Raw genomic sequence first — 24,450 nt, forward strand, 5'->3', positions numbered from 1 at the left:
GCTCGCGAGAGGTCCACCGTCCGTTAGAGCCCCTCACACTCGCGACGGACCCACCGGCCGTTAGAACCTTTCGCGTCCCCGCGAAACAATAACGCCCGCTACAAGCACCCCCGAGACTCCCGACCATGCCCACCACCTACCGGTCTCTCTTCCGCACGCCCGAGTTCACCCCCCTCTTCCTCGGCTCTGCCGCCCAGAACGCCGGCGGTACCGTCGGCGGGCTCGCCCTCGGCACGCTCGTCTACCGCACCACCGGCTCCCCCCTCCTGTCCGCGCTGAGCATGTTCGGCCCCTCGCTGGCCCAGGTGCTGGGCGCGACCTTCCTGCTTTCCGGCGCCGACCGGCTGCCCCCACGCACCACCCTCGCCGTGATCTCGGCCACCTTCGCCGTCGGCACCGCGGGCATGGCGCTGCCCGGCCTCCCGCCCGGCGTGCTGCTCGCCGCCGTCCTGCTGCTCGGCCTGGTCGCCTCGCTCGGCGGCGGGGTCCGCTGGGGGCTGCTGAACGAGATCCTCGCCAAGGACGGTTATCTGCCCGGGCGTTCGCTGTTCAACATGATGAGCGGACTGGTGCAGGTCACCGGGTACGCCGCCGGCGGGGCCCTGCTCGCCGCCGTCTCCCCACGCGCCTGCCTGCTGCTCGCCGCGGCCCTCTACCTGGCGTCCGCCGTCGTGGTCCGCCTCGGCCTGACCGACCGCCCGCCCCGTGCCGCCGGCCGACCCTCGGTCGCGGAGACCCGCCGTACCAACGCCCTGCTGTGGTCGTCCCGCCCGCGCCGCCTCACCTATCTCGGCCTGTGGCTGCCCAACGGCCTGGTCGTCGGCTGCGAGTCGCTGTACGTGTCGTACGCCCCGGACGCGGCCGGCACCCTCTTCGCCTGCGCCGCCCTCGGCATGCTGGCCGGTGACGTGACCGTCGGCCGACTGCTCCCGCCCGCCGTCCGGACCCGCATGGCCACCCCCCTGCTCCTGCTCCTGGCCACGCCTTACCTGCTCTTTTTCCTCCACCCGCCCCTGGCACTCGCCACGGTCTGCGCCACCGTCGCCTCCGTCGGCTTCGGCGCGAGTCTGGTCCAGCAGGAGCGGCTGATGAGCCTGACCCCCGAGGAACTCAGCGGCCACGCCCTGGGGTTGCACTCGGCGGGGATGCTGACCCTGCAGGGCGTGGGTGCGGCACTGGCGGGCTCGGTGGCCCAACTCACCTCGCCCGCCAGTGCGATGACGCTGATGGCGCTCGCGTCACTCGCCGTGACGCTGACGCTGGCTACTGCCGGTCGGCAGGAGCGGAAGGTTCCGGCGACGGTCCCCGTGGGGCGGTGACCTCCCCGGCCGGCCCGAACCGGTCGGCGACGGCGGCGATCTGCTCGATCCCGGCCTTCAGCGCGGCCTGCCCCTCCGGCGCCTCCAGCTCCCGCTCGTTCTTCTCCACCTCCTGGTCGAGCCGCTTGGTGGCGCGCTCGAAGTAGCGCAGCAGCTCGACCGGGAAGGGCATCACCAGGGTGGAGTTCTTCTCGGCGGCCACCTCGACGACGGTCTGCAGCAGCCGCAGCTGCATCGCCTCGGGCGAGTCGGACATGATCCGGGAGGCGTTGGCGAGCTGCTGCGCGGCCTGGAACTCACCGTCCGCGGTGATGACCCGGGCCCGCCGCTCCCGCTCGGCCTCCGCCTGCCGGGACATGGACCGCTTCAGCGACTCCGGCAGCTGGACGTCCTTGATCTCGACGCGGTCGATGTGGATGCCCCACTCGGCGGCCGGGCTGTCGATCATCAGGGCGAGCCCCTCGTGCAGCCGCTCCCGGTCGGTGAGCAGGTCGTCGAGGTCGCTCTTGCCGATGATGGACCGCAGCGACGACTGGGCGACCTGCCCGACGGCGAAGACGTAGTCCTGCACCTCGATCGCGGCGCGGATCGGGTCGGTGACCCGGAAGTAGACGACGGCGTCGACCTTCACGGACACGTTGTCCTTGGTGATGCCCTCCTGCGTGGGCACCGGCATGGTGACCACCTGCACGTTCACCTTGCGCATCCGGTCGGCGAAGGGAATGAGGAAGGTGATCCCCGGGTGCCGGTAGGCCGGCAGCGCCTTGCCCCACCGGAACACGACCCCGCGCTCGACCTGGTTGACCACCCGCATCCCGCTGCGCAGCACCAGCAGGACCAAAACGACGACCAGTACGACCCCTACGACGGCGCCGTCCATCGGCACTCACTCCATTCTCCGACGAGATCCGGACAACGATCCGGCAAGGATGAGGACACCGGCCGGACCCCACGGGATGCAGGGGCGGGCGTCAGGAGTGCGTAAAGAAAACGAACGGGAGCCGGGGGCGCCTCGGCACGAGGTCCACGGCGCGGTGCGGCTATCCCAGCGGCGGGCCCACGCAAGAACGCCCGGCCGGGAAACCCTGAACGCCCGGCCGGGAAACCCTGGCCGGGCGGCCGGGAAACCCCGAACGCCCGGCCGGGAAACCCTGGCCGGGCGCCTGCCCTGCGTGAACCGCTCGCGTCTTTTCCGGGCGTACCTAGTCGACGTCCACCGGACCGTCGTCCGACTTCCTGGCCTTGCTGGAGGGCAGCTGGAGCAGGCTGCTGCCGCCCTTCCCGCTCTCCTCCGGGCGGTGGCCGTCGGACTCCTGTCCGCTCAGGTTCTGCCGGACCGAATCGAGGATCGTCAGGCCCTGGGACACCAGGCCGGCGGCGATCTCGCCGAGGCCGTCCGCGCCGTTGAGGACGTTCACGTTGGCGCCGGCGAGACCGCCGGCGGCCTCCTTGACGATCTGCGGAAGCTGGTCGATCAGCATCCGGTCGAGCGCGACGCGGTCGTACGACGCCGCGGCCTCCGCCTGGATCTTCATCCGCTGCGCCTCGGCGGCCGCGAGGATCCTGACCCGCTCGGCCTCGGCCTCCGCGGGCTTCACGACCTCGGACACCAGCTGCTGCTGGCGCAGCTTGGCCTGGCGCTGGGCCAGCTCCGTCTGGGCGGCGAGCACCTCCTGCTGGGCGTGTGCCTGCGCCAGCGGTCCGGCCTGCGCGGCCTGCGCCTGGGCGCGGTCCACCTCGGCCGAGTACTCGGCCTTGACGATCGCGGTCTGCCGGGCGTACTCGGCCTGGTTACGGGCCGCCACCTGCTCCGCCTCGACCGAGGCCTGGGTGGCCTGCGCCTGGGCGATCTGCGCCTGCCGCTGGATGGCCGCCTTGTGCGGCGCGGACATGGCGTCGATGTAGCCGGTGTCGCCGTCGTCGATGGACTGGATCTGCAACGAGTCGACGATCAGGCCGATCTTCGCCATCTCCGTCTTGGAGGTGTCCAGGACCTCCGCGGCGAGCTTCTGCCGCTCGGTGACGATCTCCTCGACCGTCATCGAGCCGATGATGGCCCGCAGGTGGCCGGCGAAGATCCGACCGGTGAGCACGGACATCTGCTGCTGGTCGGAGAGGAAACGCTGACCGGCGTTGATGATGCTCTCGGGGTCGTTGCCGACCTTGAAGGCGATGACCGCGCGGACGTGCAACGAGATGCCCTGTCTGGTCACGCAGGTCTCGGTGACCTCGGACTCACACATGGACAGGGTGAGGAACCGGACCTTCCGGAAGACCGGCAGCACGAACTTGCCGTGCCCCGTCACCACTCGGAACGGCGCGCCCCCCAGTCCCCGCCTGCCCCCCGAGATCAACATCGCCTCGTCGGGAGCGGGGACGCGGTATCCGAACATGCTTGTACTCCTCAGCCGGCCTCGGCTCTGTCGCCGAGCGCGTCCAATGGATCCACCCACTCGATGACGCAGACCTCGCGGCATCCACGCGATTCGATCACGAGCACCGCGGCGCCCACCGGCAGGGGATCCTCCGACCAGGCGAGGAAGGTCTCGGAGCCGCCCCGGACCCGTACCAGGACTTCGCCGGGGCCGTCGGAACCACGGGTTCCGATGAGTACCTGCCCCATGCAGCCGATCACGGCATCGTCCTGCGGCATCATCGGCCGCCTTCCTCGTCCTGGCCCATGATTCCGACGATAGACCCACTCGGCCCCGGACCCAACGGGCAGGTAATTTCGGGCTCCCCACAGGAACGCCCACGCCCCGGCCGGGCCGCGTCTACCCGCCGTCCGCGTCCCGGTCGTCCTCGAAGACGATGAGCGGTTTGGCGCCGTGCGCGGGTGCCTCGGCGAACGCGATGGCTTCGGTGAAACGGTCGAGCGGGAAAGGCCGGCCCCGGGGGATGCTCAGCACCTCGTCGGCGACCAGACCGCGTACCTCGGAGAGCGCGCGCAGCGCATCCGCGGGTGAAGTGCTGCCGAACCAGCGGTTGAGCCAGAAGCCGCGGACTCTTTTGGTCTCGTAGATGACCGAGCGTGCCCGCAACGGGATCGTCAGCGCCGCCGGGTCGGTCTGCCGATGGGTGGAGAGCGCGCCGTAGACCACGACCTCTCCTCCCGGAGCCAGTGCCTGGGACACCTGGGCACCCACGTCGCCCGCGACGCAGTCGGCGGCCTTGCGCACGCCGCCCGGTCCTGCGATCTCGGCCACCCGCCGCACCAGGTCCTCGTCCTCGGTGCAGACGACCTCGTCACCACCGAGCGCTCTGATCTCCTCGACGGCGGCGCGCCTCCGTACGACGTTGATCGTGCGCATCCCCAGATGCCCGGCCAGCTGAATGACGAGCCGGCCGACGGTGGAGCCCGCGGCCGTCTGCACCAACCACTCACCCGGCTGTACGTCGAGTTCGCGCGTCACCAGGAGCAGCGCGGTCAACGGGTTGACGGCGAGTTGACAGGCGCTGGAGTCGCTCAGACGGTCGGGGACCGGCAGGAGCCTGTGGGCATCGGCGACCAGGTATTCCTGCCAGGTACCGGCCACCCGCGGGCCGGGACGGCCACGGCCACCACGCGCTCGCCGATCTCCAGCCCCTCGGTGTCCGGGCCCAGGGCCTCGATGCGGCCCACGCATTCCATGTGGCCGCCGACAGTGGGAAACCCGGGGGAGAAGCCGTAGCGGCCACGCAGCACATGCAGATCACTGGCGTGAATCGGAGTCGCCTTCACACGGATCAGCGCCTGACCGGTCCCCGGGGTGGGAACAGGCCGGGATTCCAGCCGCAGGACATCGGCCGGCTCGCCGGCCGTTCCCGCTACGAGCGCGCGCATGGATCGTGGCATGAGTGACCTCGTCTCTCGGCGCCCGCCGGGCCCGGCGGGCGTTCCGGACGGAGCAGGCCCGTGCGCGGAGTGTCATCGGCGCCCGGGTCCCCTCCGGGCCTTTACCGGACCCCGGACACATGCCCTGCGAAGTCCGCCGCGCGCACCGCACCCGAGATCACGCTAAGCGCCACGGGCAGGCCCTGCAATCCAGCCTCCGACGGCTCCGTCCGGGGCCCCGTTCGGACGGGCGGCCTGACCACCACGCCGCATCCGGCGGTCGAGCAGCGGCGCGACGCACCCCACTTCGAGGCGGTCCTGGACGGCATCCGGGTGCCCCGGCCCGACGCACGCCTCCCGCGAGAACCTTGCTGGATGTGGCGGAGGAAAAATACGCCACCCTTCAGCATCCTGCCCGGTGAAATCGGCGATCAACAGGGGGAGGAACCACGGAGCGACCCGCCCACGACCTGGCCTCGATCGGAGTCCCTCTGGATGAGCAGCAGCCTCCGAGACCTCATGATCAACCTCTCTTCCGCTGCCATCGCCTTTGCGGCCGGTTGGTCATTCGACAAGCTTCGCGACTTGTGGCGATTCCGCAACATCCGAGGCTTCTGGAAGCCGTTCGCCACCAGCGACCTAAGGGTCGTGACGTCGATCTTCATCAAGGAAGAGCATTACATTTGGGAGCGATCAGGGCTTGTCGGCGTGGGGGATGTGCTGGCTCTGAATGAACTTCGGCAACAATTGAAGCGAGCGGGAGTCGACCAGCTTCCGATTACGCCGAGTCACCAGCTCACCGGGCTTGAGCGGCAAGGCAATCTCGTGCTCGTCGGGGGACCGCACTCCAACCGAATAACTGCCGAGGTCATGCAGCGATTGCCCGTGACCTTCACCTTTGGTTCCGTAGAGGCGCATGACGCACATATCTATGACTCCGTGACAGGTGATGTCATGCGATGCGTCATGAACTCCGATGATCAACTCGTCGTCGATCAAGGCATACTCATTCGAGCGACTAATCCTTTCGATCGGGAGCGAAACGTCGTCATCCTTGCCGGAAGTTTTGGATTTGGTACGAGTGCAGCAGCCCGCCTCCTCGCCGGCCTGGAGATCCTCACGCACGAAATCGTCGCTCAGGGTAATCCGTTTGAGGCCGTCTTCTCTGTTGAGATAGCCGGAGGTACACCCCAGCAGATCGAGTTGAAGAAACTACGGCAGCTGGATTCCACGGTGCTTCGGGTGGGAACGTAGGCCCAGCTCCTCGTGGTGTCAGCGCGCCGCCGCTCAAGGCCGACCAGTCGAACGGCCGGGTTCGGAGCCACCTGTGCCCGACCAGCGGAAACGCGGCGATCGCGGGCGGAAGGACATCGGCTTCCCGACGCTCACCGTCGCCTGCCCCATGGGCTGCCTGCCCAAGCTCGCTGCCCGTTCGAGCCGAGCCCGGGTACCGACCGGTCATCGTGGCGGTCGGCGCCACCGAGGACGCCGCCCAGGTCGTCGACGTGGCCGCCGCCATCGTGAACCGTGCCGCCGGTCCGCGCGGGGATCGGCCGATCGCGATCGTGAGTGCGTCGACGTCGCGGCGTGCTGGGCGAGGACCCTGCCGGCTGTGGCGGGGTCACCGGTGGCAGGGCACGGTGGCATGTCGGTCGGAAGGCCCTGACGGTGGCCGAGGGCTGGCCAGGTGACGGCTACGGCTGCCGCATCCCGCTCTTGACCCCGAGCCTTCGTCGGCCGCATTCGGCCCGATAGGGCCAGGCGCCCCTGGATGCGTGCTTGACGGCCCCTGCCCTGCTGCTCGGCCGGCCGGGGGCCGCTCGTTCCGGGGAACTTGCAGTCTCCCGTTGCGACTTCCGCTGATCAGGGCTGGGGTGTCACCGCAGTCCACTGAGACTGAGGCGTCGTCCCCTGTGCCGGAGCGGGACATACGAGCGTGGTGCCGTTGGCCGCGCAATGCAGCGTGTAGACCGAGCCGCCCTGAGTGATGATCTTGTAGAACGCGTCACTGCCCTGAGCGTCGACCGAGACGCCGCAGACCGGGGAATTCGTGGGAAATCCGGCGATCGTGCTGAGGTCGGTCCAGCCGGCCGTGTTGGCCGGGCCCGAGACGATGTTCGGGTTGTCCGGGTTGGTGTTGGTGTTGGGGCGCCTCCCGGCGAACGGCACCCCGTCAACGAGTGCGGCGAGGAATTGCTCCATGCCGTTCGGCTTCGTCGAGTCGACACCGGTGCCACATGCGGTTGCGGTCGCCGTCACCGTCGCGGTCGCCGTGGTGGTCGCGGTTGCGGTCTTCGTTACGGTGACGGTGGGTTTCGGGTGGGTGGTGTCGCAGTCGTCGTCGCCCCCGCGTCGGCCGGGCTTGTGGTGGTCGCAGTGGGGATCGACGGTGTATGACACGCCAGTCTGGGACGCGACCCCGGCGGCCGCCGCCACCGCGGGAGTTCCTACCGCGACCGTAACCGCCGTCGCGATCGCGGCCAGCCTGCGGACCCTGTGGGAGCCGCCGTGACCGGCTGGCCCGAGTTGCGAGGTCGTTCTGCGTTCAGGACTCATGGGGGTGCTCCTTGCTACTAAGTCCCGGGTGATCCCCGAGGCCACCTGCGGAGCTTGGCCTGGGCGCATCGGAGCACCGGTCTGATAGTGGGAAACACGCTTGTAGATCAATAAATCGGACTAGCTGACATCTTCCGAATGGGGCATTTTCTGTGGATTATCTGTGCGTGCCGGGCGGGGTCGGTACTTCGGCGTAAACGCTCGCCGGCATGTCTTCACCACACAGCGGCAGGAGCCCTCCGGTGGTCCCGGCGCGGGCACCGCTGTCCGGGCACTGCCGGTTCCGCCGCGCGACACCACACCGCCCGTGTCACCGAGCGCGCGCCTGCCGGGCCTGGTCACTTCGCCGCTGCGCATGATGGCGGCGATCGTCGGAGTCACGCTGAGCGCCGTGCCGTTCGCGATGGCGACAAAGCCCGCGTCGGCGCCCGCGCCGCAGCCGCACGTGGCCTCTTTCCAGGTAAGGGACCAGGAAATACCGGGCTTCTGGGGCGCCAACCGGTGCGCAACGGCAACCACCGGGGCGACTACGTGAAGGCGTGGCGGCACGTCCACGACCTCTTCGAGCAGGCCGGTGCCGACAACGTCGTCTGGCTGTGGAGTCCGAACGTGGTGCGGGACGCGCCCGCCGTGTCGCTGCGGGGGCTGTACCCCGGGGACGCGTACGTCGACCTGGTGGGGATGACGGGCTATCAGGACGACGAGTCCACGGCGGGCGCGGTGTTCGACGCGACACTCGCCCGGCTGCGCGGGCTGACCGGTCGCCCGGTGGTGATCGCGGAGACCGGGGCCCGGCCGGGCCGGAAGAAGGCCGCCTGGATAGCCGCCTTCTTCCGCTGATTCGCCGCGCACCGGGAGGTGATCGGCTTCGTGTGGTTCGAGCGCAGCCGTGCCGAAGGCGGCCACCAGGACTGGCGCTTCACCCAGACCCCGGGACCACCCGGGCCTTCGCCGGCGGCTGGACACCGTACGGCTGGCGAGGATCAGCCGTTCGTAGGGGTGGCGGAGGCCGTCGGGGTCCCCGACGTGGACAGGTCCGCCGACCCGGTCAGGTCGATGTGCGCGAGCCCGTGCCGGAATGCCTTGAGCGTCGCCCCGTTCTCGGTGAAGCGCCAGTCCGCGCCGCCGCCCTGTTGCCGGTCGCGTTCGAACCAGATGAAGCCGATGACGTCGTCCTGCTTGCTCTTCCCGAGCCACTTGAAGAAGTCAGTGATCCACGCCGCCTTCGACGCGCCGGGCTGCGCGCCGGCCTCGGTGATGACGATCGGGTGGTCGGTGAGCTTGCGCAGCTTCTTCAGGGTGGGGTTGAAGACGGCGACCGCGGTCTTCTCGTGCACGGCGTAGCCGACCGTGCCGATCCAGTCGGTGTAGTCGTCGCCGGGATACAGCTCGGCCAGGCTCACCTTGGGCACCGGGCGCAGGATGTTCGGGCTCCACAGCCAGATGACGTTGTCGGCGCCGGCCTGCTCGAAGAGGTCGTGGACGTGCCGCCACGCCTTGACGTAGTCGCCCTTGTGGTTGCCGCTGCGCTGCTCCGACCAGGGGTACCAGGCGCCGTTCATCTCATGCGCGAAGCGAACGACCACGGGCCACCGGTGGGCGGCGACGGCTTTCGCGAAGCGCGTGACGTACGCGTCGTACGTGCCGTCGGCGATCTTCGAGAGGGCGTACTTCGGCTGGTCGGTGCCGTATTTCCGGCCCGCCCAGGGCTGCCAGGAGATCACCGGGAGCATGCCCTGCCGGTAGGAGGCGTCGACGGCGGTGGGGTCGAAGCCTTCGTTCCAGTTGACGAAGTACTCGGACATGGTCGGCCGCTGTCCGGCCGCCTTCGCCAGGGTGTTCGTCTTCTTGGTCGACCAGGGGATCTGGGTGCTGCTGAGTCCGAAGTACTTGCCCTCGGGAGCGGTGAAGGAAGCTTTCTGCGGGACGGTGGAGCGGGCGGTGGACGTTCCGGACGTGAGCCGGTCCTTGATGCCCGGCTCGGCCGCGGGGACACCGAGGCCCTGGTAGACCGGCTCGGAGCTGGAGTTGGCGAGGAGGTAGACGCCGTAGCTGAGGAGCGTCAGTACGACGACGTTGACGGCCATCCACAGCCGCAGCCGGACACCGCTACCGCGGTTCCACCAGTGCAGGCGCTTGGCATGGGACCGGCCGGAGGACTCGGCTGTCTCAGACACTCATCATCACCGATCCGAAGAGCAGGGCGGCGCCCAGCAGGTAGGGGACCCCGACGAGGGGGCTGCGGGTGCGTTCGCCGGCGAAGCTGTCGGCACGGGTTCCCCAACTCGCGTTGTGCGCCATGCGGAAGAAGCCGAGGAGCCGAACCGGGAGCAGGAGCAGCGTGTTGATGATCATGAACACCGGCAGGAAGACCATGTCCTTGGGCCGGTAGGCGAAATGGCGGCCGAAGCGGATGGCCATGGAGATCAGGGACATGAGGGCGGCCAGGCCGAGGACGAACACCAGCGCGTGCCACGGAGTGTGCGGCAGCGGCAGCTGGTTGTAGATGCCGGGCTTGTCGCGCTGCCAGGCGGCGACGGCCCAGGACGCGAAGGTGCCGAGCAGGACGAAGGGCACCAGGATGTCGGCGATGTAGAACAGCCAGAGCATCTTCGCGTGGCGCAGCATCCACCAGAACATCCGCAGGGTGTTGTACTGCGAGCCGCGCGCCCAGCGGTACTGCTGCTTGGCGAGCTTCCGCAGCTCCAGCGGGGCGTCGGTGTAGACCAGCGAGGTGGACTGGTAGACACTCCTGTACCCGGCCTTGAGCGTGTAGTTGGTCAGCGTCCGGTCGTCGCTGACCTCCAGGAAGACGCCGAGGAACTTCTCGCTGAGGAAGTCCTCCATGCAGTCCTCCAGGATGCTCCGGCGGAAGGCGATGGTCCGGCCGGGCAGGCAGCCCACCGTGCCGACCACGCTCATCGCGGGCATCGAGTAGTGGCAGCGGACGCTCTCCAGCCAGTCGGCCCAGCGGGTGAGTACCGAGCGTCCAGGGTCAAGGATCCGCTGCCGGGTGGTGACACCGCCGACCTCGGGATCGCGGAAGGGTTTCACCAGTTCGGCCAGGGTGTCCGTGGTCCAGATGGTGTCCGAGTCGACGAGTACGGCGATCTCGCCGGTCGCCTCCGCCAGGCCGACGCGCAGCGCGTTGCGCTTGCCGGGGGTCTCGGTCCAGCGCCAGTCGACACCCATGTCGGTGCAGATGTCCTCCAGGACCGGGTTGCGCCGGCCGTTGATGACGACGATGACCTCGGTCGGCTGCTGCTCGGTTATTCGCTGGAGCACGGAACGGAAAAGGCCTTCCGGCTCGTCGACGACGGGAATGATGACGGAGGTCGTCGTCTGCCAGGGTCGCTTCCACGGTTTGTAGCGGCGGGCCAGCAGAATGCGGATGATCCAGAGCGACCAGACCATGGTCATGAAAACAGCGAACGGGTAGACAGCCCCGTTGTTCCGCCATTCTCTCAATTCCAGCAAATACGCAAGCATGACGTTCCCTGAGCCGTGGAATCGGAGATTCAGACACGGGAGGTCCTCTGCCGGCAGGCCGTGCCGACTGCTCCGCCGGGCCTGTGCAGCCCCGGTCGCCCTCCAGCCCCTGGCGTCGGCGACCTCGACACTGATCTCGCCAACTGGCCGGAAACTAGCAGGAGTTACAGTGTGCTAAATCGTGAAAAAAACCTCAAAACACCACATCGAGATCGTTCGTTATTGAACGGAGATGTGAAAGATGTGTGAGGGTTACACGTTCAAACCGCGAAAGATCACGCTCGTGTGACGTTTGCGCGGCATGGGCCGGTGAGGTCGATTCACCCTCTTCCCCGGGGTTATGGTTCCGCTCTCCACAGACCTCCAAAGGGTCATTGAGCACCATGTGCGGAAGGCGATTCAGTGTCTGCCCGTGTGACAGTCATCGGTACCGGATATCTTGGTGCCACCCATGCTGCCTGTATGGCGGAAATAGGCCACGAGGTTCTCGGGCTTGACGTCGACCCGGACAAGGTTGCCGCACTGCGATCCGGTCGGGTCCCGTTCTATGAACCCGGTCTGGAAGAGCTTTTGGCCAAACACGTGGCCACCGGGCGGCTGCGCTTCACCACCGCGTACGAGGAAGTCGCCGAATTCGGCGAAGTCCACTTCTCCTGTGTCGGTACCCCGCAGTCGCCCGGCGGCAACGCGGCGGACCTGCGCTACGTCGACGCCGTCATCGAACACCTGGCCCCGCTGTTGGCCGGCCGGAACGCGCTCGTGGTCGGCAAGTCCACCGTCCCGGTCGGCACCGCCGAGCGACTGGCGGCGATGCTGCCCGAGGACGCCGAACTCGCCTGGAACCCCGAGTTCCTCCGCGAGGGCTTCGCCGTCGAGGACACCCTGCGGCCCGACCGACTGGTCTTCGGCGTGCGCTCGACGACGGCGGAGGCCCGCCTGCGCGCGGTCTACGCCCCCGTCATCTCGAACGGCACCCCTGTCGTCGTCACCGACTTCCCGACGGCGGAACTGGTGAAGACCTCGGCCAACGCCTTCCTGGCCACCAAGATCTCCTTCATCAACGCCATGGCCGAGGTCTGCGAGGCCGCCGGTGCCGACGTCACCCTCCTTGCCGAGGCCCTGTCCCACGACACCCGCATCGGCGGCCGCTTCCTGCGCGCCGGCGTCGGATTCGGCGGAGGCTGCCTGCCCAAGGACATCCGCGCCTTCATGGCCCGGGCGGGAGAACTGGGGGTGGGCCAGGCCCTGACCTTCCTCCGCGAGGTCGACGACATCAACATGCGCCGCCGCAGCAGGGTCGTGGACCTGGCCCGCGAAGCGACCGTGGGCGGCTTCCTCGGCCGCCGGATCGCCGTCCTGGGCGCTGCCTTCAAGCCCGACTCCGACGACATCCGGGACTCCCCGGCCCTCAACGTGGCCGCACAGATCCAGCTCCAGGGCGGCAACGTCAGCGTCTACGACCCGAAGGCCATGGACAACGCCCGCAAGGCGTTCCCGACCCTGGCCTACGCGGCCTCCGCCGAGGACGCCCTGTCCGAGGCCGACGTCGTCCTCCACCTCACCGAGTGGCAGGAGTTCCGCGATCTGGACCCCGCCGTACTGAGGGACACGGTGGCGCGGCCATACGTCATCGACGGCCGCAACGCCCTGGACGCCGGACGGTGGCGCGCGGCGGGATGGACGTACCGGGCCCTCGGCCGCCCCTGAAATCAGCCGACGCGCCCCACGAACGCGTCGACCGGAACAGCCCCGGGGCGCTCATCCCCCCGCGCCCCGGAGCGCGGGGGGATGAGCGTCCGCCCCGGCCGAGCGGCCGCAGGAATCGCACCACCCGCACGGTGCTCCGGACGGTGCCCGGCATCCTGGCCGCCCTGCCCGTCGTCGTCGCATCCGGAGTTCGGTCCGGACCCCACGCACGCGGACACGAACGACCGCGGCAGCCCCGCGACCAGGCGCCGCCCCTCACGCGATCACCCGACCAGGACCCCTGATTCCCCATATGCACCACGGCACCGGTACACCCCGAGGGCCCGCGTCAGGCCCGCATCGCACCGTGGCCCGACTGCACGTCAGCTCACGCAAACGGCCCGGAACGAGGAGTCCGACGTCGGCGCTTCCATGGCCTGTGGCGAGGGCAAGCGCCACGAGGACTTCCCCCAGAACACAAAGAGGTGCTTGGCGACCGCTGCGCGGAAGTCGTCCATCGAGATGCCGGCCGGGTCGGGCTTGCCGGGCTGCCACTCCTAGTGTCCGATCAGCGACCGCGAACTCCAGCCGTGGGCCTGGCACAGGGCGGCGCTGACCTGCTGCATGGCGTCGAGTTGGGCCTGCGGCCACGCTTGTCCGCCGCCGGTGTTGACGCACTCGAAGCCGTAGACAGGGGGGTTGCCGTCGGTGTTGGCCTCGTTGTCCGGCGGCAACGTCTTCTCGGCGATGACGGCCTTGAGGATGTCGTCGTCGCCAAGGCCAAGCCGGAGAAAGCGGAGAAGAAAGCCCGCAAGGCTGCCGAGGCCGTGGCTGTCCTGGAGGATCCTGCGGCGTGATGTGTGCCTTATCTGTGCTGTCTATGACAGCGGGGGTAGCTTCGGCGGCGCGGCGGAACGCCCCTGCTGTCGGGCTGCTAGGGCAGGTCGCGGCGGACCAACGCCCGAGCGAACGGTTCACCGGTGGCCCGGGCGTAGGCCATCCGCTCGCGTACCTCGCTAAGGGCGCGTGGGCGGTAGCCGGGGCCGCCGCAGCAACTCTTGTGGAAGCGCACACCGGCGTGCAGCAGCACGGAGAGGGTGCGCCAGGCGGCGGTGTCCCGTCTCTTGGGTGCCGCGAAGGCGGAGCCGACGTGGATCAGGGGTTCGGCGCAGCGTGGACAGACCCGGTCGTGGTGGTGATAGCCGGGGTAGGGCTGCTTGTACGAGGCCCGGCAGGGCAGGCAAACGTACGACGTCTTGGCATGGGCCATGCGGGAAGGGTAGAGCCACCACAAGGTCGGGCTCGACAGATTTCCGGCATGCTGCGCAGGCCCTTCCGCAAAGGTGGGGTGACGACGGCCGACCATACTTGCTTCTACTCGCCCTTTCGGAGTGCTGCGTCGACGGCGTCAGCAGCATCCTTCGCGGCCAGCTCGCTGATCTCTCTGGGGACCTCGCGGTCGTCGTACACGGAGAGTCTTGCGTCGACGACGTGGGTCTTCGGTTGCCAGCCGAGACGACGGCCCGCCTCGCGTGCAGCACGACGGACGTCGTTCAGTTCGCCCATCTCCTCAAGATCGCCACTGCTCAGGATCAGCTGCCCGTGGTAGCCCCGGTAGCGAGGCTTCAGCGAAGCCCGCATCAGGTCCTCCTAGCGGTCGACCAGCTTCTCGAACCGGCGCCGGGCCAACTCGTCCTTCGCGGGCATCTCGCACAGCTCCCCACCTCTGCCCGCAGCGGCATGTATGCCATATGTGTGCTGCGAGTACGAAGGCCCTCCCGCCCGTTGGACAGAAGGGCCTCTGAACAGGCGTTTTGCTGTGCCCCCGGCAGGATTCGAACCTGCGACACCCGCTTTAGGAGTTTTCCTTGGGCGTGGCTGTGACCTGCGTAAATGTAGCCTCCAGTGCACCTGACCTGCGAAATCACTCCTCCACGGTTCTCGCGTGTTCCCAGCCATTCCCGGCCTCACGTGTGCCGAATCCGTTCCGGCCGGCCACTTGGTTGGGGGCGGTACCTGTTGACGAGGACGACCAGGCGGACGCTGTAAGAACTGCCGCTGTCGCTCGGCGGCCAGGCTGACGGATGCCCCGCTCTCGTCCCAAAGTTGTGAGCGGGCAGGCGGAAACCCGTAGCCTGGGACCAGCAGCAGTACGCAGCCCGATGCATGCGGAGGGGATGCCGATGACCACAGTTCCGAGCGGTGTGCCTCACCCGCCGCGCCCGTCGTCGCATCCGCTGCGGACCATCCGTGACATCCGGGAGTCCCTGCCTGAGGACCAGCGTCGGCACTTCGACGCAGAGCTCGCCGACACGGAGATCGAGGCTCTGCCCGAGATGCTGCACCGCTGGGTGACGCTGAGCAACGATGGCTTCGAGGAATTCCTGCTCTCTCGGCCCTTCGAGGGTCTGGAGTTCGGCGCCCGCTCCTACGATGCGCAGACGGACGCCGAGTGATCTACCTGTTCGACACAAATGTCGTTGCCGAGCTCACCACCCGGGCGAAGCCCGACCCACGCGTCCTGGCCTGGTTCCGATCCACGGCCCGCCCCAACCGCTTCTTGAGCGTGATCACCGTGGCCGAGATCGAGGCTGGCGTTGCCGCCGCCCCGGATCCCGTAAGGCAAGCCCGCTACGCACAAGCCCTCGCTGCGGTACGGCACGAATTCCGTGACCGCATCGCACCTATCGGCGAACCGGAAGCGGCCGCCTACCTCACCATCCACAAGACGCTCAAAGCCGCCGGCACCAGCATCGACCCACCGGACGCCCTGATCGCCGCCACTGCCCTGGCCAACGGCTGGACGGTGGCCACACGCAACATCAAGCACATGGCCAGAACCGGGGCTCTGGTGGTCAATCCGTGGGAGCAGCAACTGTAGGTGGCCGCGGCGTCGGTGCCGTACGTGTGCTGCAACCGCAGAGGCCCTCCCGTCCGACGGGCGGAAGGGCCTCTGACCATGCGTTTCTCTGTGCCCCCGGCAGGATTCGAACCTGCGACACCCGCTTTAGGAGAGACCCTATAGCCTGCCCTGTCTGTGATGGCCTTTCCTTGGGCTCCTCGTTCCTGCTGGTCAGCGGGGCGCGGTCTTCCGCTCTTACCTGATCGTTCCCTGTCCTTACACGGCCTTCCGTTCCCATGACGTTCCCATGAGGGGCCCCTCGGGGGCTCTGGGGTTGGGGCGGGGGAGTCCGCTGAGACCAGCCGCGGTCGCTGAAACGCTGAGCACCGCAGACCCCTTCGGGGCGCCAAGGGCCCCGCACCGAACGGGGTTGTCCGGGCCCCTCGGTCATCTGCGCGGCCACGCTGCCTGGGCTGCCGAGCGGCCGTAGCTGATCTGCCAGCCCAAGGAGCTCGGGCCGATCTCGGACCGGCCGACGTAGCCGCACTCGTGTGACAGCGACGCTACGCAGCCGTGGCCGCCGCGACATCACTCTGCCCAGACCAGGCCCACGCGCATCGTTCAGCTCGCGAGATCCCTGGGACATGGCAGCAACAGCCGGGACATCATTGGACAATGCAGCAACTCGAGGCGCAGGAAGTGTCCCTGCACAAGGTATTCAGCAGCGACTACGACTTCAGGATTCCGGACTACCAGCGACCGTACGCCTGGGACGTCGAGCAGGCCGTCCAGCTGCTCACCGACTTGGAGGAGTCGCTGGAAAGGGGGACGGACGAGCCGTACTTCCTCGGCTCCATCGTGCTCGTCAAGGCCAAGGGCAATGCGCCCGCCGAGGTCATCGACGGCCAGCAGCGCCTCACCACCCTGACCATCCTGCTCGCCCTCCTTCGCGACCTGACGGAGGACCCCGACCTCCGCAGCGATCTCGACAGACTGGTCACGGAGCCCGGCAACAAGGTCCGCCGACTCGATCCCAAGCCGAGGCTCACCCTGCGATTCCGCGACGCCGGCTTCTTCCAGAAGTACGTCCAGACGAAGGGAGCCACCGAGGCACTGCGGATCCTGAAGGAAGAGACGCTGCCGACGGACGCGCAGAAGGCCGTCGTGCGCAATGCGAAGGCTCTCCACGCGATACTTGACGGCTGGTCGGAGGAACGGCGGCTGGACCTCGTGCAGATGCTTGGCGAGCGCACCTTCCTGGTCGTCGTCAGTACCCCCGATCTGGACAGCGCGCACCGCATCTTCAGCGTCATGAACTCGCGGGGCATGGACCTCTCTCCCACGGACATCTTCAAGTCGCACATCATCGGTGCTCTGGACGAGAAGGCCTCGGAGGAGTGCGCCCGCAAGTGGGAAGACGCGGAGGAAGCCCTGGGCCGGGACGACTTCGCCGACCTCTTCCTTCACCTGCGCATGGTGTTCGCCATGAAGCGGGCAGAGCGGGAACTGCTCAAAGAGTTTCCTGAGCAGGTGCTCAACCACTACCTGCCCGGCAAGGCCGAGTCGTTCGTCAATGACGTCGTCGTGCCGTACGCGGACGCCTACGTGCAGATTCGCGACGCCGGCTACGCGGCGGCCTTTGGAGCGGAGCAGGTCAATGCCTGGTTCAAACGCCTCCAGCAGATCGACAACAACGACTGGCGGCCCGCAGCTCTGTGGGCGCTGCGTAACCACGGTGACGACCCGGCCTGGCTCGACAGATTCTTCGGCGCACTGGAACGGCTGGCGGCCAGTATGTTCATACGGCGCGTCTACACGACTCCCCGTGTCACGCGATACGCGGACCTCCTGCGCGAACTCAACGCCGGCGATGGCCTGGACGCGGCGTCCTTCGCCCTGACCGACGCGGAGAAGGCCGAAACTCTTGCGCGTCTGGACGGTGACATCTACCTCGTCACCAAGACCCGCAAGTACGTCCTGCTGCGTCTGGACGAGATGCTGGCCGGAAAGCCCGGGGTGTCGTATGACCACACCCTGATCACCGTAGAGCACGTGCTACCGCAGAATCCGAAGCAGCAGTCGCAGTGGCTGCGGCACTTCACCGACGCGCAGCGCGGGGAGTGGACGCACCGACTGGGCAACCTCGTCCTGCTCAACCGGACGAAGAACGCGTACGCCCAGAACTACGACTTCACAGAGAAGAAGGCCAAGTACTTCACCGGCAGACATGGCGTCTCCACTTTCGCCCTGACCAGCCAGGTGTTGCAGCATCAGGAGTGGTCGCCGGAACTGCTGCAGAAGCGGCAGCGACGGCTCGTGGGGCTGCTGGCCGACGAGTGGGATCTGTAAGGAGTCAGGGGCAGAAGCCCGCAGGGATCATGCGCCTGCGGGCTGCCGTATGCCCGGGAAGCTCGGATCAAAGGTGTGGTCACTGGTGTGGCGCTGATCCGAACTCGGCGCGAGCAGCATGGTTTCGGATGATGCTGCTTGTGGAGGACACGGGTCAGGAAGCCGATCCGTCGAGGCCGAGGCGGATCACGGCGAGTGCCTCGGCGATCTCGACGGTCATCTCGTCGTCGGGGCCGAACACCATGCACATGTCCTGGTGGAGCGGTTCGAGGACCTGCCGGGCTTCGGCGGCCCGGCCCTGGGCGAGCAGCAGCATCCCGATGTTGTGCCGCAGCTCCACGGCCTCTTCGCTCACGTCGCTGTCGACGGCCCGTACGACGTTCAGCACGCCCTGGAGCGCGGCGAGCGCGTCGGTGACCTGGCCGAGTTCGGCGCGGCACCGGGCCGCCTGGGCGCGGCAGGCGCGGGCCTGCTCTCCGGTGGGTCCGGCGATGCGGGCGTAGGCGTCGGCGAGGGCGTCGAACTCGGGCAGGGCGGCCCGGTAGTCGCCGCCGAGGAGACGGATCGCCGCTCGCTGCCGGCGCAGCGCCAGGACCTGCTTGCTTTCGGAGCCGAGGGCGAGGGCGGCGGGTTCGATGACTTCGCCGAGCACCTCGGCGGCCTGCGCGAACCGCTCCTCCTCCAGCAGGGCGTCGGAGTGGGCGTACGCCGCCTTGATGTCTTCGCGCAGCTGGCCGGGGACGGGTACCGGCTGGGCCCCTGGGAGGACCGCTGTCGGCGCCGAATCGCCGGGGGCGGGGGCCTGGGCTCGGGCGCGGGGCGCGAAGGGGTGGCGGAACACGCCCGTCGGGTCGGGGGCGCCGGCGGGCCCGACATCCGCCGTGCCAGGCTCCTGGCCCGGCGGCGGGAGGAACGGCAGCAGCCGCGCGTACACCTCCTGCGTGTCGGCGGGCCGCGCCTCGGGCGCCTTGCGCAGCAGGTGCAGGACCAGCTCCTCCAGCGCCTGGGGGACGTCGGGCCGCAGCTGTCTCAGCGGGGTGGGGGCGGCGTTGACGTGCTGGTACATCAGCAGGTACTCGTTCTCGGCCTGGAACGCGAGGCGCCCGCTGAGAAGTTCGTGCAGCACGCAGCCCAGCGCGTACAGGTCGGTCTGCGGGGTGATGCGTCCGCCGCGGACCTGCTCGGGCGACATGTACTGATGGGTGCCAATGGGGCTGCCGGTGGCGGTCAGCTTGGTGACGTCGGTGCGCAGGATCGCCGCGATGCCGAAGTCGAGGACCTTCACGGTGCCGTCGCGAGCGACGAGGATGTTGCCCGGCTTGAGGTCCCGGTGGATGACCGGCACGTCATGCGCGTAGGACAGCACGGTCGCGATCTGCGCGGCGACGGCGGCCGCCCAGCTGACCGGCAGCGGCCGGCCGGGGTCGAGGTAGGCGGACAGCGGTATGCCGTCGACGAGCTCCATCACCAGGAACAGTCGCTCGTACGAGGCGTCGAGCACCGCGTCGTACACCTGCGGCACGCCGGGGTGCTGGATGCGCGCGGTGATGCGGGCCTCGCGGCGGAAACGCTTGGCGAACTCCTCGGCCAGCTGCGGTGAGGTGACCGACGCCTGCCGGATGAGCTTCACGGCGACGGGCCGGTCGAGCACGGCGTCGTAGCCGCGCCACACGTCGCCCATGCCGCCGTGGCTGAGCTCCTCCAGGAGTTCGTAACGGTCGGAGATCGCCTCCTGCGGCACCTTGCCCCCGGTGTGGTGAAGAACAGCCAAGCCACGGTCAGGGGTCCAGTTTGACCGCCGCGTCGATCTACCGTCCAGGGCTCTCACGATGCGACAGGGGCACGGTCGAAACGGTGGACGACGGGCAGGAGGGTGTGGCGGCCGGTCGGCCTGGCTCCGGCAGGACGTACTCCGCCCAGACGGTCTTGCCGGGGCCGCCCCGGCACGGGTGCCAGTCCCAGCGGTGGGCGAGGTGCTCCACCAGGAGCAGGCCGCGGCCGGTGTCACGGAGGTCCGTGAGCGCCGCTACGACGGGTACGCCTTCGGTGCGGGTGTCGGTGACCTCGATCCGTACGGCCGTTGCGTCGCAGGCCACCGCGAGGTGGAAGTCGCGGCCGGAGACCCGGCCGTGCCGGACGGCGTTGGCGGCGAGCTCCGCGACGATCAGCGTCAGCGTGTGGTGCGTGTCGCAGTCGTAGGGGATGCCCCACGCGTCGAGCCGCTGCCCGGCAAGCCGCCGGGCGAGCCGCGCGCCGCGCGGGGTCGAACTGAACCGCATGGCGAAGTGTTGTGCGGGGGAGGCGGGTTCGCCGGCGCGGAAGAGGGGAGCGATCTCACTGTTCATACCCTCAACGCTCCCGGCGGTTGCGTAACGTGACCAGTGGTGACGCACCGCCGCGTTCCGGTTGTACGTGAGGGAGTGAGGTCCGTACGAGGCAGGCTGCGCTGGATCGCTCGGACCGGAGCGTGGGCGACCAGGAAGACGCCGGGTCCAGAGTGGAGGACGACCCCGGATCGAGCCCGGTCACGGTGCTCGGGCGGCTGTTGAATCCTCCGCGGACCAGAGCGGGCTTTGCGCGGGCCGAGTCCGGCGCCGGGCCTCGAAAGGTGGCGTGATTTCGGCTGTGGTGAGGGTTGTTGCGCCCCTACTGTCCGCACCCGCATCGAGTCTCTGTCGGCCGGATTCGGCGACTGACTCGGAGTGCTCGCCCGCGGCCACGAACCGGCGGCTGTGCACCCAGGTCTTGCCTGGTCAACCGACCCAGAAGAAGGCATCCGCTCCGAAGAGCCGGGGCCGACCGTCGGGTCAGATCCAGGTCACTTGGCGAACGTATACGCATTCATGCCGGGGAACGATGAGGTAGACGAAGAATCCGCTGTCGACGTGTGCGGTATCTCCCTTCGGGCCCAGCCCTTCGTACTGTGTTCCGTCGAGGTAGAAGGCCGCAGCCGCCCGAACCAGCTCGTCAGCCTTTTTCTCGACCTCGGCGACGAACGTGGGCGGCGCTCCGCCGATGACGTACTCCTCGCTGGGGTCGTACTCCCACCTCCACGTCACTCGGACACCGCCTGCGTCGCCGCATCCTCGACGGCACGCAGCTCGTCCATGGCGGATCGGAACGCGGGGTCGTCCTTGGTGGTCGTGCCGTGGATCGCGGCGAGAGCACGGCTACGGCGCGCGGAGAGATCGGGCCGACGCTCGATCTCCACCTGAGCGGCCCAGTGGGTCAGCCAGTGCTGAAGGTGCCCGATCTTGCTGGTCCGAATGGCGGCGGCGAGCGCTTCTTCCTTGTGCTTCTCCATCTCGTCCAGGCGGTGAGGGGCGATCCGGGCGAGCGCCACGCGGACGGCGTCGGGGGTACGTTCCGGGCGCGGTACCAGCTCCGTGCCGTGGTCCGGCTGTGTGCTCACGATGTCCTCCCAAGGGTGCCCCGGCCAGCATATCCAGCCGAGGCGTACGCATCAGACGTCGTCGTCCAGGCCCTCCTCAATGCGGATCATCCGCCGCGCGGAAAGGATCTGGACCGCATCGCGAAGTGGCCTGTGGGGCTGCTGTGGCGGTGGGACGCGGTCGGGGGGAGCGATCTCACTGTTCACGCCGCTACGCCCCCGGTGGTGGCGTAGCGTGACCAGTGGTGACGCGCCGTCGCGTGACGGTTGTACGCGACGGGGCGGTAGGTGTACGAGGCGCGAGGCGTGACTGGCTCGGGACGGGCGCGTTGGGCCGGGGAGGCGGTGGACGTTGATGGAGGCGGTGGAGCAGGGCGCGGGCGGGGGCGAGCGGGAGGACGCCGGGCCGAGGCCGGAGGACGAGCCGGGGTCGGGCGTGGTGACGGCGTTCGGGCGGCAGTTGAAGCTGCTGCGGGTGCGGGCGGGCCTGGACCGGTCGGAGTTCGGGAAGCTCACGGGCTACGCGGCCCAGTCGATCGCGTCCTTCGAGCAGGGGCGGCGGATTCCCCCGCCCAGGTTCATCGACCGCGCGGACGAGGTGCTGGACGCCGGGGACGTTCTCAAGGCGCTGAAAGAGGAGGTGGGGCGGGCGCAGTATCCGGCGTTCTTCCGGGACATGGCGCGGTTGGAGGCGGAGGCGGTGGCTCTCCATGTGTATGCGGCCCAGGCGGTTCCCGGCCTGCTGCAAACCGACGAGTACGCGCGCGCCGTGTTCACCATGCGGCGCCCGCTACTTGACGAAGACACTGTCGAGCAACGAGTCGCAGCCCGCCTTGCCCGACAGGAGATCTTCTCCCGCAGGCCGATGCCGACCTTGAGTTTCGTGATCGAGGAGTCGGTACTTCGACGCCCCATCGGCGGTTGGGCGGTACTGCAAGGACAGCTTGAGCAGATCATGCTGCTTGCGCAGCGTCGCAACGTGGAGGTCCAGATCATGCCCAACGAACGCACGGAGCACTGCGGTCTGGCCGGACCCTTCACCTTGATCGAGAACCGCGACGGGCGGAGGATGGCCTACGTTGAAGTCCAGCGGGACAGCCATCTACACAGCGACAGGTCGGCTGTCAGGGAGATCGAGGAGCAGTACGGGATCCTCCGGGCTCAGGCGCTGACTCCTCATGAATCGCTGGCCTTTGTCGAGAAGCTGCTGGGGGAGAAATGAGCAACCAGATACCCGAGCCGACTGTGCCGGAGTCAGCCTGGTTCAAGAGCAGCCATAGCAGTGGCGAGGGCGGGGAGTGTGTCGAGGTCGCCGCTGCCGCCGGAACCGTACACATCCGGGACTCGAAGGCCCGATCCGGACCGGTTCTGACGGTCACCGCCCAGACGTGGGCCGGGTTCGTCGGGCTGGCCGCCGACCAGGCCGTCTGAGCCGTACATTCGCGCCCCCCCCGTGGGCTCAGTCGCTCGGGCGGCTGGGCCCACGTCCGGGGTCGAAACTCCACCTACGCGTCACTCGGACAGCGCCCGTCGCCATGTCCTCGACGGTACGCAGCTCGTCCATGGCGGATGGGGAATGCGGGGCCGTCCATGCCGAGGCGAGCGCGCTTACGCTTGCAGGGGCAGCGCAGGGAACACGACCACCGAGCCGTCCTTGTCACGGGCGATCTCAATCGCCACATCTGTCGAGCGGCTGTTGACCATGACGCCGTCGCCCAGCTTGCGAATCCGGTATGCCCCGCGCATCAGGCGATCGACTTCATCGGTCGTGAAGACGGGCCGCCAACCTTGCGGGCCTGCCAGCTCCAGCGCCGAAAGGTGTACCAGCACACCGGCGATGCTCGACTCCAGCTCGTCGAGGCGCTGCTGGTCGCGCTTGAGCTCGCGGGTGAAGTTCTCGAACATGTTGTCAGGGTTGTCCTGGGCATGCTCGACCGCCTGCAAGACGACGACCCGCCGCTTCAGCGCAATGGCCAAGGCAGCGAGTTCCAGGTGGGCGCGGAACGTGCCGCCATGCTCGTCGACGCCGGGGAACGACTTGGTCAGCGTGCCGATCTCGACGGGCTTGCCGTCGGGCAGCTTGTCGAGTGCGCTCTGCCACTGGGCAAGGCGGCGGTCAGCGCGGCCCAGCGCCGTGTTGATGGCGTGCACTGCCGAGTCCAGTCCTAGCGAGATACCGAGTTTGCCCTGGTCGAGCAGAATGGCGGTGGCTTTGTCGATGGCATCGCGGCAGCCGTCGAGTTCGCTGTGTTCCTCTTCGAGCTTCTGTTCGTGCAGCTGCTCCAGCAGTTCTGTGATGTGTTCGATAGCCTGCTGGCGCTTGTAGTCGGCATGCGCGCTCACCCCAACCGCTACGGCCATGATCACGAGCGGCGCGGCCACGGTGAGCGCCGCGCTGCCGGCGGCCGCGACGCCGGCTGTCGCACCGGCTCCGCCGACTGCGCCCGCTGCTGCCGCTTTGCCGACTGGCACGAACGTCGCATTGGCGGCGATGCCCGTCGAGTTCATGAGTGCGCTGTGGATGCCACCGGCCGCCGCCTTCGACGCCATCGGTCGAACCATGCCCTGACCGAACTGAGCGGCAACCTTCGCCGGAACCACCATGCGATACAGGTTTTCGCCGGCAGCGGTCGCCCTGGCCGCCGTAAGGGAACTTCGCGTCGATTGCGTGATGAACTGTGACAGGTGCTGCGCCAGGGGACTCGCGGCATCGAGCGGGATGCCACGGCCGCGGTCGAGCTTGTCGGGCAGCGGATGCACTTCCAGCGTGGCAATCGGCGCGTCGGCCAGGGCGGCCAGCACACCGCGCAGTTCAGCCAGGCGTTCAGTCGTCATCGGCCCGTCTCCGGCCAATGTGGGCACCTGGACGTCACCGGTCGCCAGCGTCCACACCGGAACGAGTGCCTTGCGAGCTTCAGCCATCGTCTCCCCCTTTTTTCCCACAACAACCTATGGCGTACATCAGACAAGAACGGTACGAGCCTCGTGCATTCGGTTACGGGCG

At 68.4% G+C, this 24,450-nt stretch carries 24 protein-coding genes and 1 pseudogene; 9 read left to right on the plus strand and 16 right to left on the minus strand.

Going from position 1 to position 24,450, the window contains the following annotated elements; genetic code table 11:
• The first annotated feature begins 125 nt into the window (after window positions 1-125).
• Window positions 126-1,319, plus strand: coding sequence for an MFS transporter (locus tag AB0N16_RS24225; protein ID WP_365799900.1), 1,194 nt, complete (start codon window positions 126-128; stop codon window positions 1,317-1,319).
• Here AB0N16_RS24225 and AB0N16_RS24230 read toward each other — a convergent pair.
• The 5 genes from AB0N16_RS24230 to AB0N16_RS24250 form a co-directional block, all read right to left on the minus strand.
• Window positions 1,264-2,199 carry a slipin family protein gene (locus AB0N16_RS24230; RefSeq protein ID WP_365799902.1) on the minus strand — a complete coding sequence of 312 codons (936 nt, stop codon included), beginning with the start codon at window positions 2,197-2,199 and terminating at the stop codon, window positions 1,264-1,266. The genes AB0N16_RS24225 and AB0N16_RS24230 overlap by 56 nt on opposite strands.
• A 322-nt stretch (window positions 2,200-2,521) precedes the next feature.
• The gene (locus AB0N16_RS24235; RefSeq protein ID WP_365799904.1) at window positions 2,522-3,712 is read right to left on the minus strand and encodes an SPFH domain-containing protein; all 1,191 of its coding nucleotides are present in this window, start codon (window positions 3,710-3,712) and stop codon (window positions 2,522-2,524) included.
• Window positions 3,713-3,723: 11 nt separating this feature from the next.
• Window positions 3,724-3,972: a hypothetical protein gene (locus AB0N16_RS24240; protein WP_365800035.1), complete on the minus strand. Its 249-nt coding sequence runs from the start codon at window positions 3,970-3,972 to the stop codon at window positions 3,724-3,726.
• A 121-nt stretch (window positions 3,973-4,093) separates the two neighbouring features.
• Window positions 4,094-4,855 (minus strand): zinc-dependent alcohol dehydrogenase family protein, encoded by a 762-nt coding sequence (locus AB0N16_RS24245; protein ID WP_365799906.1) that lies wholly within the window; start codon window positions 4,853-4,855, stop codon window positions 4,094-4,096.
• Window positions 4,786-5,142, minus strand: coding sequence for an alcohol dehydrogenase catalytic domain-containing protein (locus AB0N16_RS24250; protein WP_365799908.1), 357 nt, complete (start codon window positions 5,140-5,142; stop codon window positions 4,786-4,788). The genes AB0N16_RS24245 and AB0N16_RS24250 overlap by 70 nt, the downstream gene beginning before the upstream one ends.
• A 486-nt stretch (window positions 5,143-5,628) precedes the next feature.
• Here AB0N16_RS24250 and AB0N16_RS24255 point away from each other — a divergent pair, with 486 nt between their 5' ends.
• Window positions 5,629-6,387 (plus strand): hypothetical protein, encoded by a 759-nt coding sequence (locus AB0N16_RS24255; RefSeq protein WP_365799910.1) that lies wholly within the window; start codon window positions 5,629-5,631, stop codon window positions 6,385-6,387.
• A 609-nt stretch (window positions 6,388-6,996) separates the two neighbouring features.
• Here AB0N16_RS24255 and AB0N16_RS24260 read toward each other — a convergent pair.
• Window positions 6,997-7,569, minus strand: a complete 573-nt coding sequence (locus tag AB0N16_RS24260; RefSeq protein WP_365799912.1) for a hypothetical protein — start codon at window positions 7,567-7,569, stop codon at window positions 6,997-6,999.
• A 621-nt stretch (window positions 7,570-8,190) separates the two neighbouring features.
• Here AB0N16_RS24260 and AB0N16_RS24265 point away from each other — a divergent pair.
• Window positions 8,191-8,529, plus strand: coding sequence for a glycosyl hydrolase (locus AB0N16_RS24265; RefSeq protein ID WP_365799914.1), 339 nt, complete (start codon window positions 8,191-8,193; stop codon window positions 8,527-8,529).
• 143 nt (window positions 8,530-8,672) lie between these two features.
• On the opposite strand, the gene AB0N16_RS24270 is transcribed toward AB0N16_RS24265, so the two are convergent.
• Window positions 8,673-9,866: a glycosyl hydrolase gene (locus tag AB0N16_RS24270; protein ID WP_365799916.1), complete on the minus strand. Its 1,194-nt coding sequence runs from the start codon at window positions 9,864-9,866 to the stop codon at window positions 8,673-8,675.
• A complete protein-coding gene (locus AB0N16_RS24275; RefSeq protein ID WP_365799918.1) occupies window positions 9,859-11,109 on the minus strand; it encodes a glycosyltransferase family 2 protein in 1,251 nt (416 codons plus the stop codon). The genes AB0N16_RS24270 and AB0N16_RS24275 overlap by 8 nt, the downstream gene beginning before the upstream one ends.
• A 471-nt stretch (window positions 11,110-11,580) precedes the next feature.
• On the opposite strand from AB0N16_RS24275, the gene AB0N16_RS24280 reads away from it, so the two are divergent.
• Complete coding sequence (locus AB0N16_RS24280) at window positions 11,581-12,885, plus strand: UDP-glucose/GDP-mannose dehydrogenase family protein (protein WP_365799920.1); 1,305 nt, start codon at window positions 11,581-11,583, stop codon at window positions 12,883-12,885.
• A 433-nt stretch (window positions 12,886-13,318) separates the two neighbouring features.
• Here the strand turns inward: AB0N16_RS24280 and AB0N16_RS24285 are convergent.
• The 3 genes and pseudogenes from AB0N16_RS24285 to AB0N16_RS24295 all read right to left on the minus strand — a co-directional run.
• Window positions 13,319-13,646: pseudogene (locus tag AB0N16_RS24285) on the minus strand (N-acetylmuramoyl-L-alanine amidase); the annotation flags it as partial.
• Between the two features lie 152 nt (window positions 13,647-13,798).
• Complete coding sequence (locus AB0N16_RS24290; protein WP_365799922.1) at window positions 13,799-14,134, minus strand: deoxyxylulose-5-phosphate synthase; 336 nt, start codon at window positions 14,132-14,134, stop codon at window positions 13,799-13,801.
• Window positions 14,135-14,238: 104 nt separating this feature from the next.
• Window positions 14,239-14,505, minus strand: a complete 267-nt coding sequence (locus tag AB0N16_RS24295) for a hypothetical protein (protein WP_365799924.1) — start codon at window positions 14,503-14,505, stop codon at window positions 14,239-14,241.
• Window positions 14,506-15,047: 542 nt separating this feature from the next.
• On the opposite strand from AB0N16_RS24295, the gene AB0N16_RS24300 reads away from it, so the two are divergent.
• The 3 genes from AB0N16_RS24300 to AB0N16_RS24310 all read left to right on the plus strand — a co-directional run bounded on the left by AB0N16_RS24300 (window position 15,048) and on the right by AB0N16_RS24310 (window position 18,055).
• Window positions 15,048-15,320, plus strand: coding sequence for a hypothetical protein (locus AB0N16_RS24300; RefSeq protein WP_365799926.1), 273 nt, complete (start codon window positions 15,048-15,050; stop codon window positions 15,318-15,320).
• Window positions 15,317-15,745, plus strand: a complete 429-nt coding sequence (locus tag AB0N16_RS24305; RefSeq protein ID WP_328362906.1) for a type II toxin-antitoxin system VapC family toxin — start codon at window positions 15,317-15,319, stop codon at window positions 15,743-15,745. Before AB0N16_RS24300 ends, AB0N16_RS24305 begins: the two co-directional genes overlap by 4 nt.
• A gap of 636 nt (window positions 15,746-16,381) precedes the next feature.
• Window positions 16,382-18,055: a DUF262 domain-containing protein gene (locus AB0N16_RS24310; RefSeq protein WP_365799928.1), complete on the plus strand. Its 1,674-nt coding sequence runs from the start codon at window positions 16,382-16,384 to the stop codon at window positions 18,053-18,055.
• A 154-nt stretch (window positions 18,056-18,209) separates the two neighbouring features.
• Here the strand turns inward: AB0N16_RS24310 and AB0N16_RS24315 are convergent, their stop codons facing one another.
• The 4 genes from AB0N16_RS24315 to AB0N16_RS24330 all read right to left on the minus strand — a co-directional run bounded on the left by AB0N16_RS24315 (window position 18,210) and on the right by AB0N16_RS24330 (window position 21,467).
• The gene (locus AB0N16_RS24315) at window positions 18,210-19,796 is read right to left on the minus strand and encodes a protein kinase (RefSeq protein ID WP_365800037.1); all 1,587 of its coding nucleotides are present in this window, start codon (window positions 19,794-19,796) and stop codon (window positions 18,210-18,212) included.
• Between the two features lie 67 nt (window positions 19,797-19,863).
• Window positions 19,864-20,400 carry an ATP-binding protein gene (locus tag AB0N16_RS24320; protein ID WP_365799930.1) on the minus strand — a complete coding sequence of 179 codons (537 nt, stop codon included), beginning with the start codon at window positions 20,398-20,400 and terminating at the stop codon, window positions 19,864-19,866.
• A gap of 462 nt (window positions 20,401-20,862) precedes the next feature.
• On the minus strand, window positions 20,863-21,114 hold the full coding sequence (locus AB0N16_RS24325; protein WP_365799932.1) for a hypothetical protein: 252 nt from the start codon (window positions 21,112-21,114) through the stop codon (window positions 20,863-20,865).
• Complete coding sequence (locus AB0N16_RS24330) at window positions 21,111-21,467, minus strand: hypothetical protein (RefSeq protein WP_365799934.1); 357 nt, start codon at window positions 21,465-21,467, stop codon at window positions 21,111-21,113. The genes AB0N16_RS24325 and AB0N16_RS24330 overlap by 4 nt, the downstream gene beginning before the upstream one ends.
• Window positions 21,468-21,801: 334 nt before the next feature.
• Between AB0N16_RS24330 and AB0N16_RS24335 the strand changes: the two genes are divergently transcribed.
• Window positions 21,802-22,668, plus strand: a complete 867-nt coding sequence (locus tag AB0N16_RS24335; RefSeq protein WP_365799936.1) for a helix-turn-helix transcriptional regulator — start codon at window positions 21,802-21,804, stop codon at window positions 22,666-22,668.
• Window positions 22,665-22,877: a DUF397 domain-containing protein gene (locus tag AB0N16_RS24340; RefSeq protein ID WP_365799938.1), complete on the plus strand. Its 213-nt coding sequence runs from the start codon at window positions 22,665-22,667 to the stop codon at window positions 22,875-22,877. Before AB0N16_RS24335 ends, AB0N16_RS24340 begins: the two co-directional genes overlap by 4 nt.
• 177 nt (window positions 22,878-23,054) lie before the next feature.
• On the opposite strand, the gene AB0N16_RS24345 is transcribed toward AB0N16_RS24340, so the two are convergent.
• Window positions 23,055-24,368, minus strand: coding sequence for a hypothetical protein (locus AB0N16_RS24345; protein WP_365799940.1), 1,314 nt, complete (start codon window positions 24,366-24,368; stop codon window positions 23,055-23,057).
• Window positions 24,369-24,450: the final 82 nt, after the last annotated feature.

The organism is Streptomyces sp. NPDC051105 (genome assembly GCF_040682795.1).
Taxonomy (GTDB): domain Bacteria; phylum Actinomycetota; class Actinomycetes; order Streptomycetales; family Streptomycetaceae; genus Streptomyces.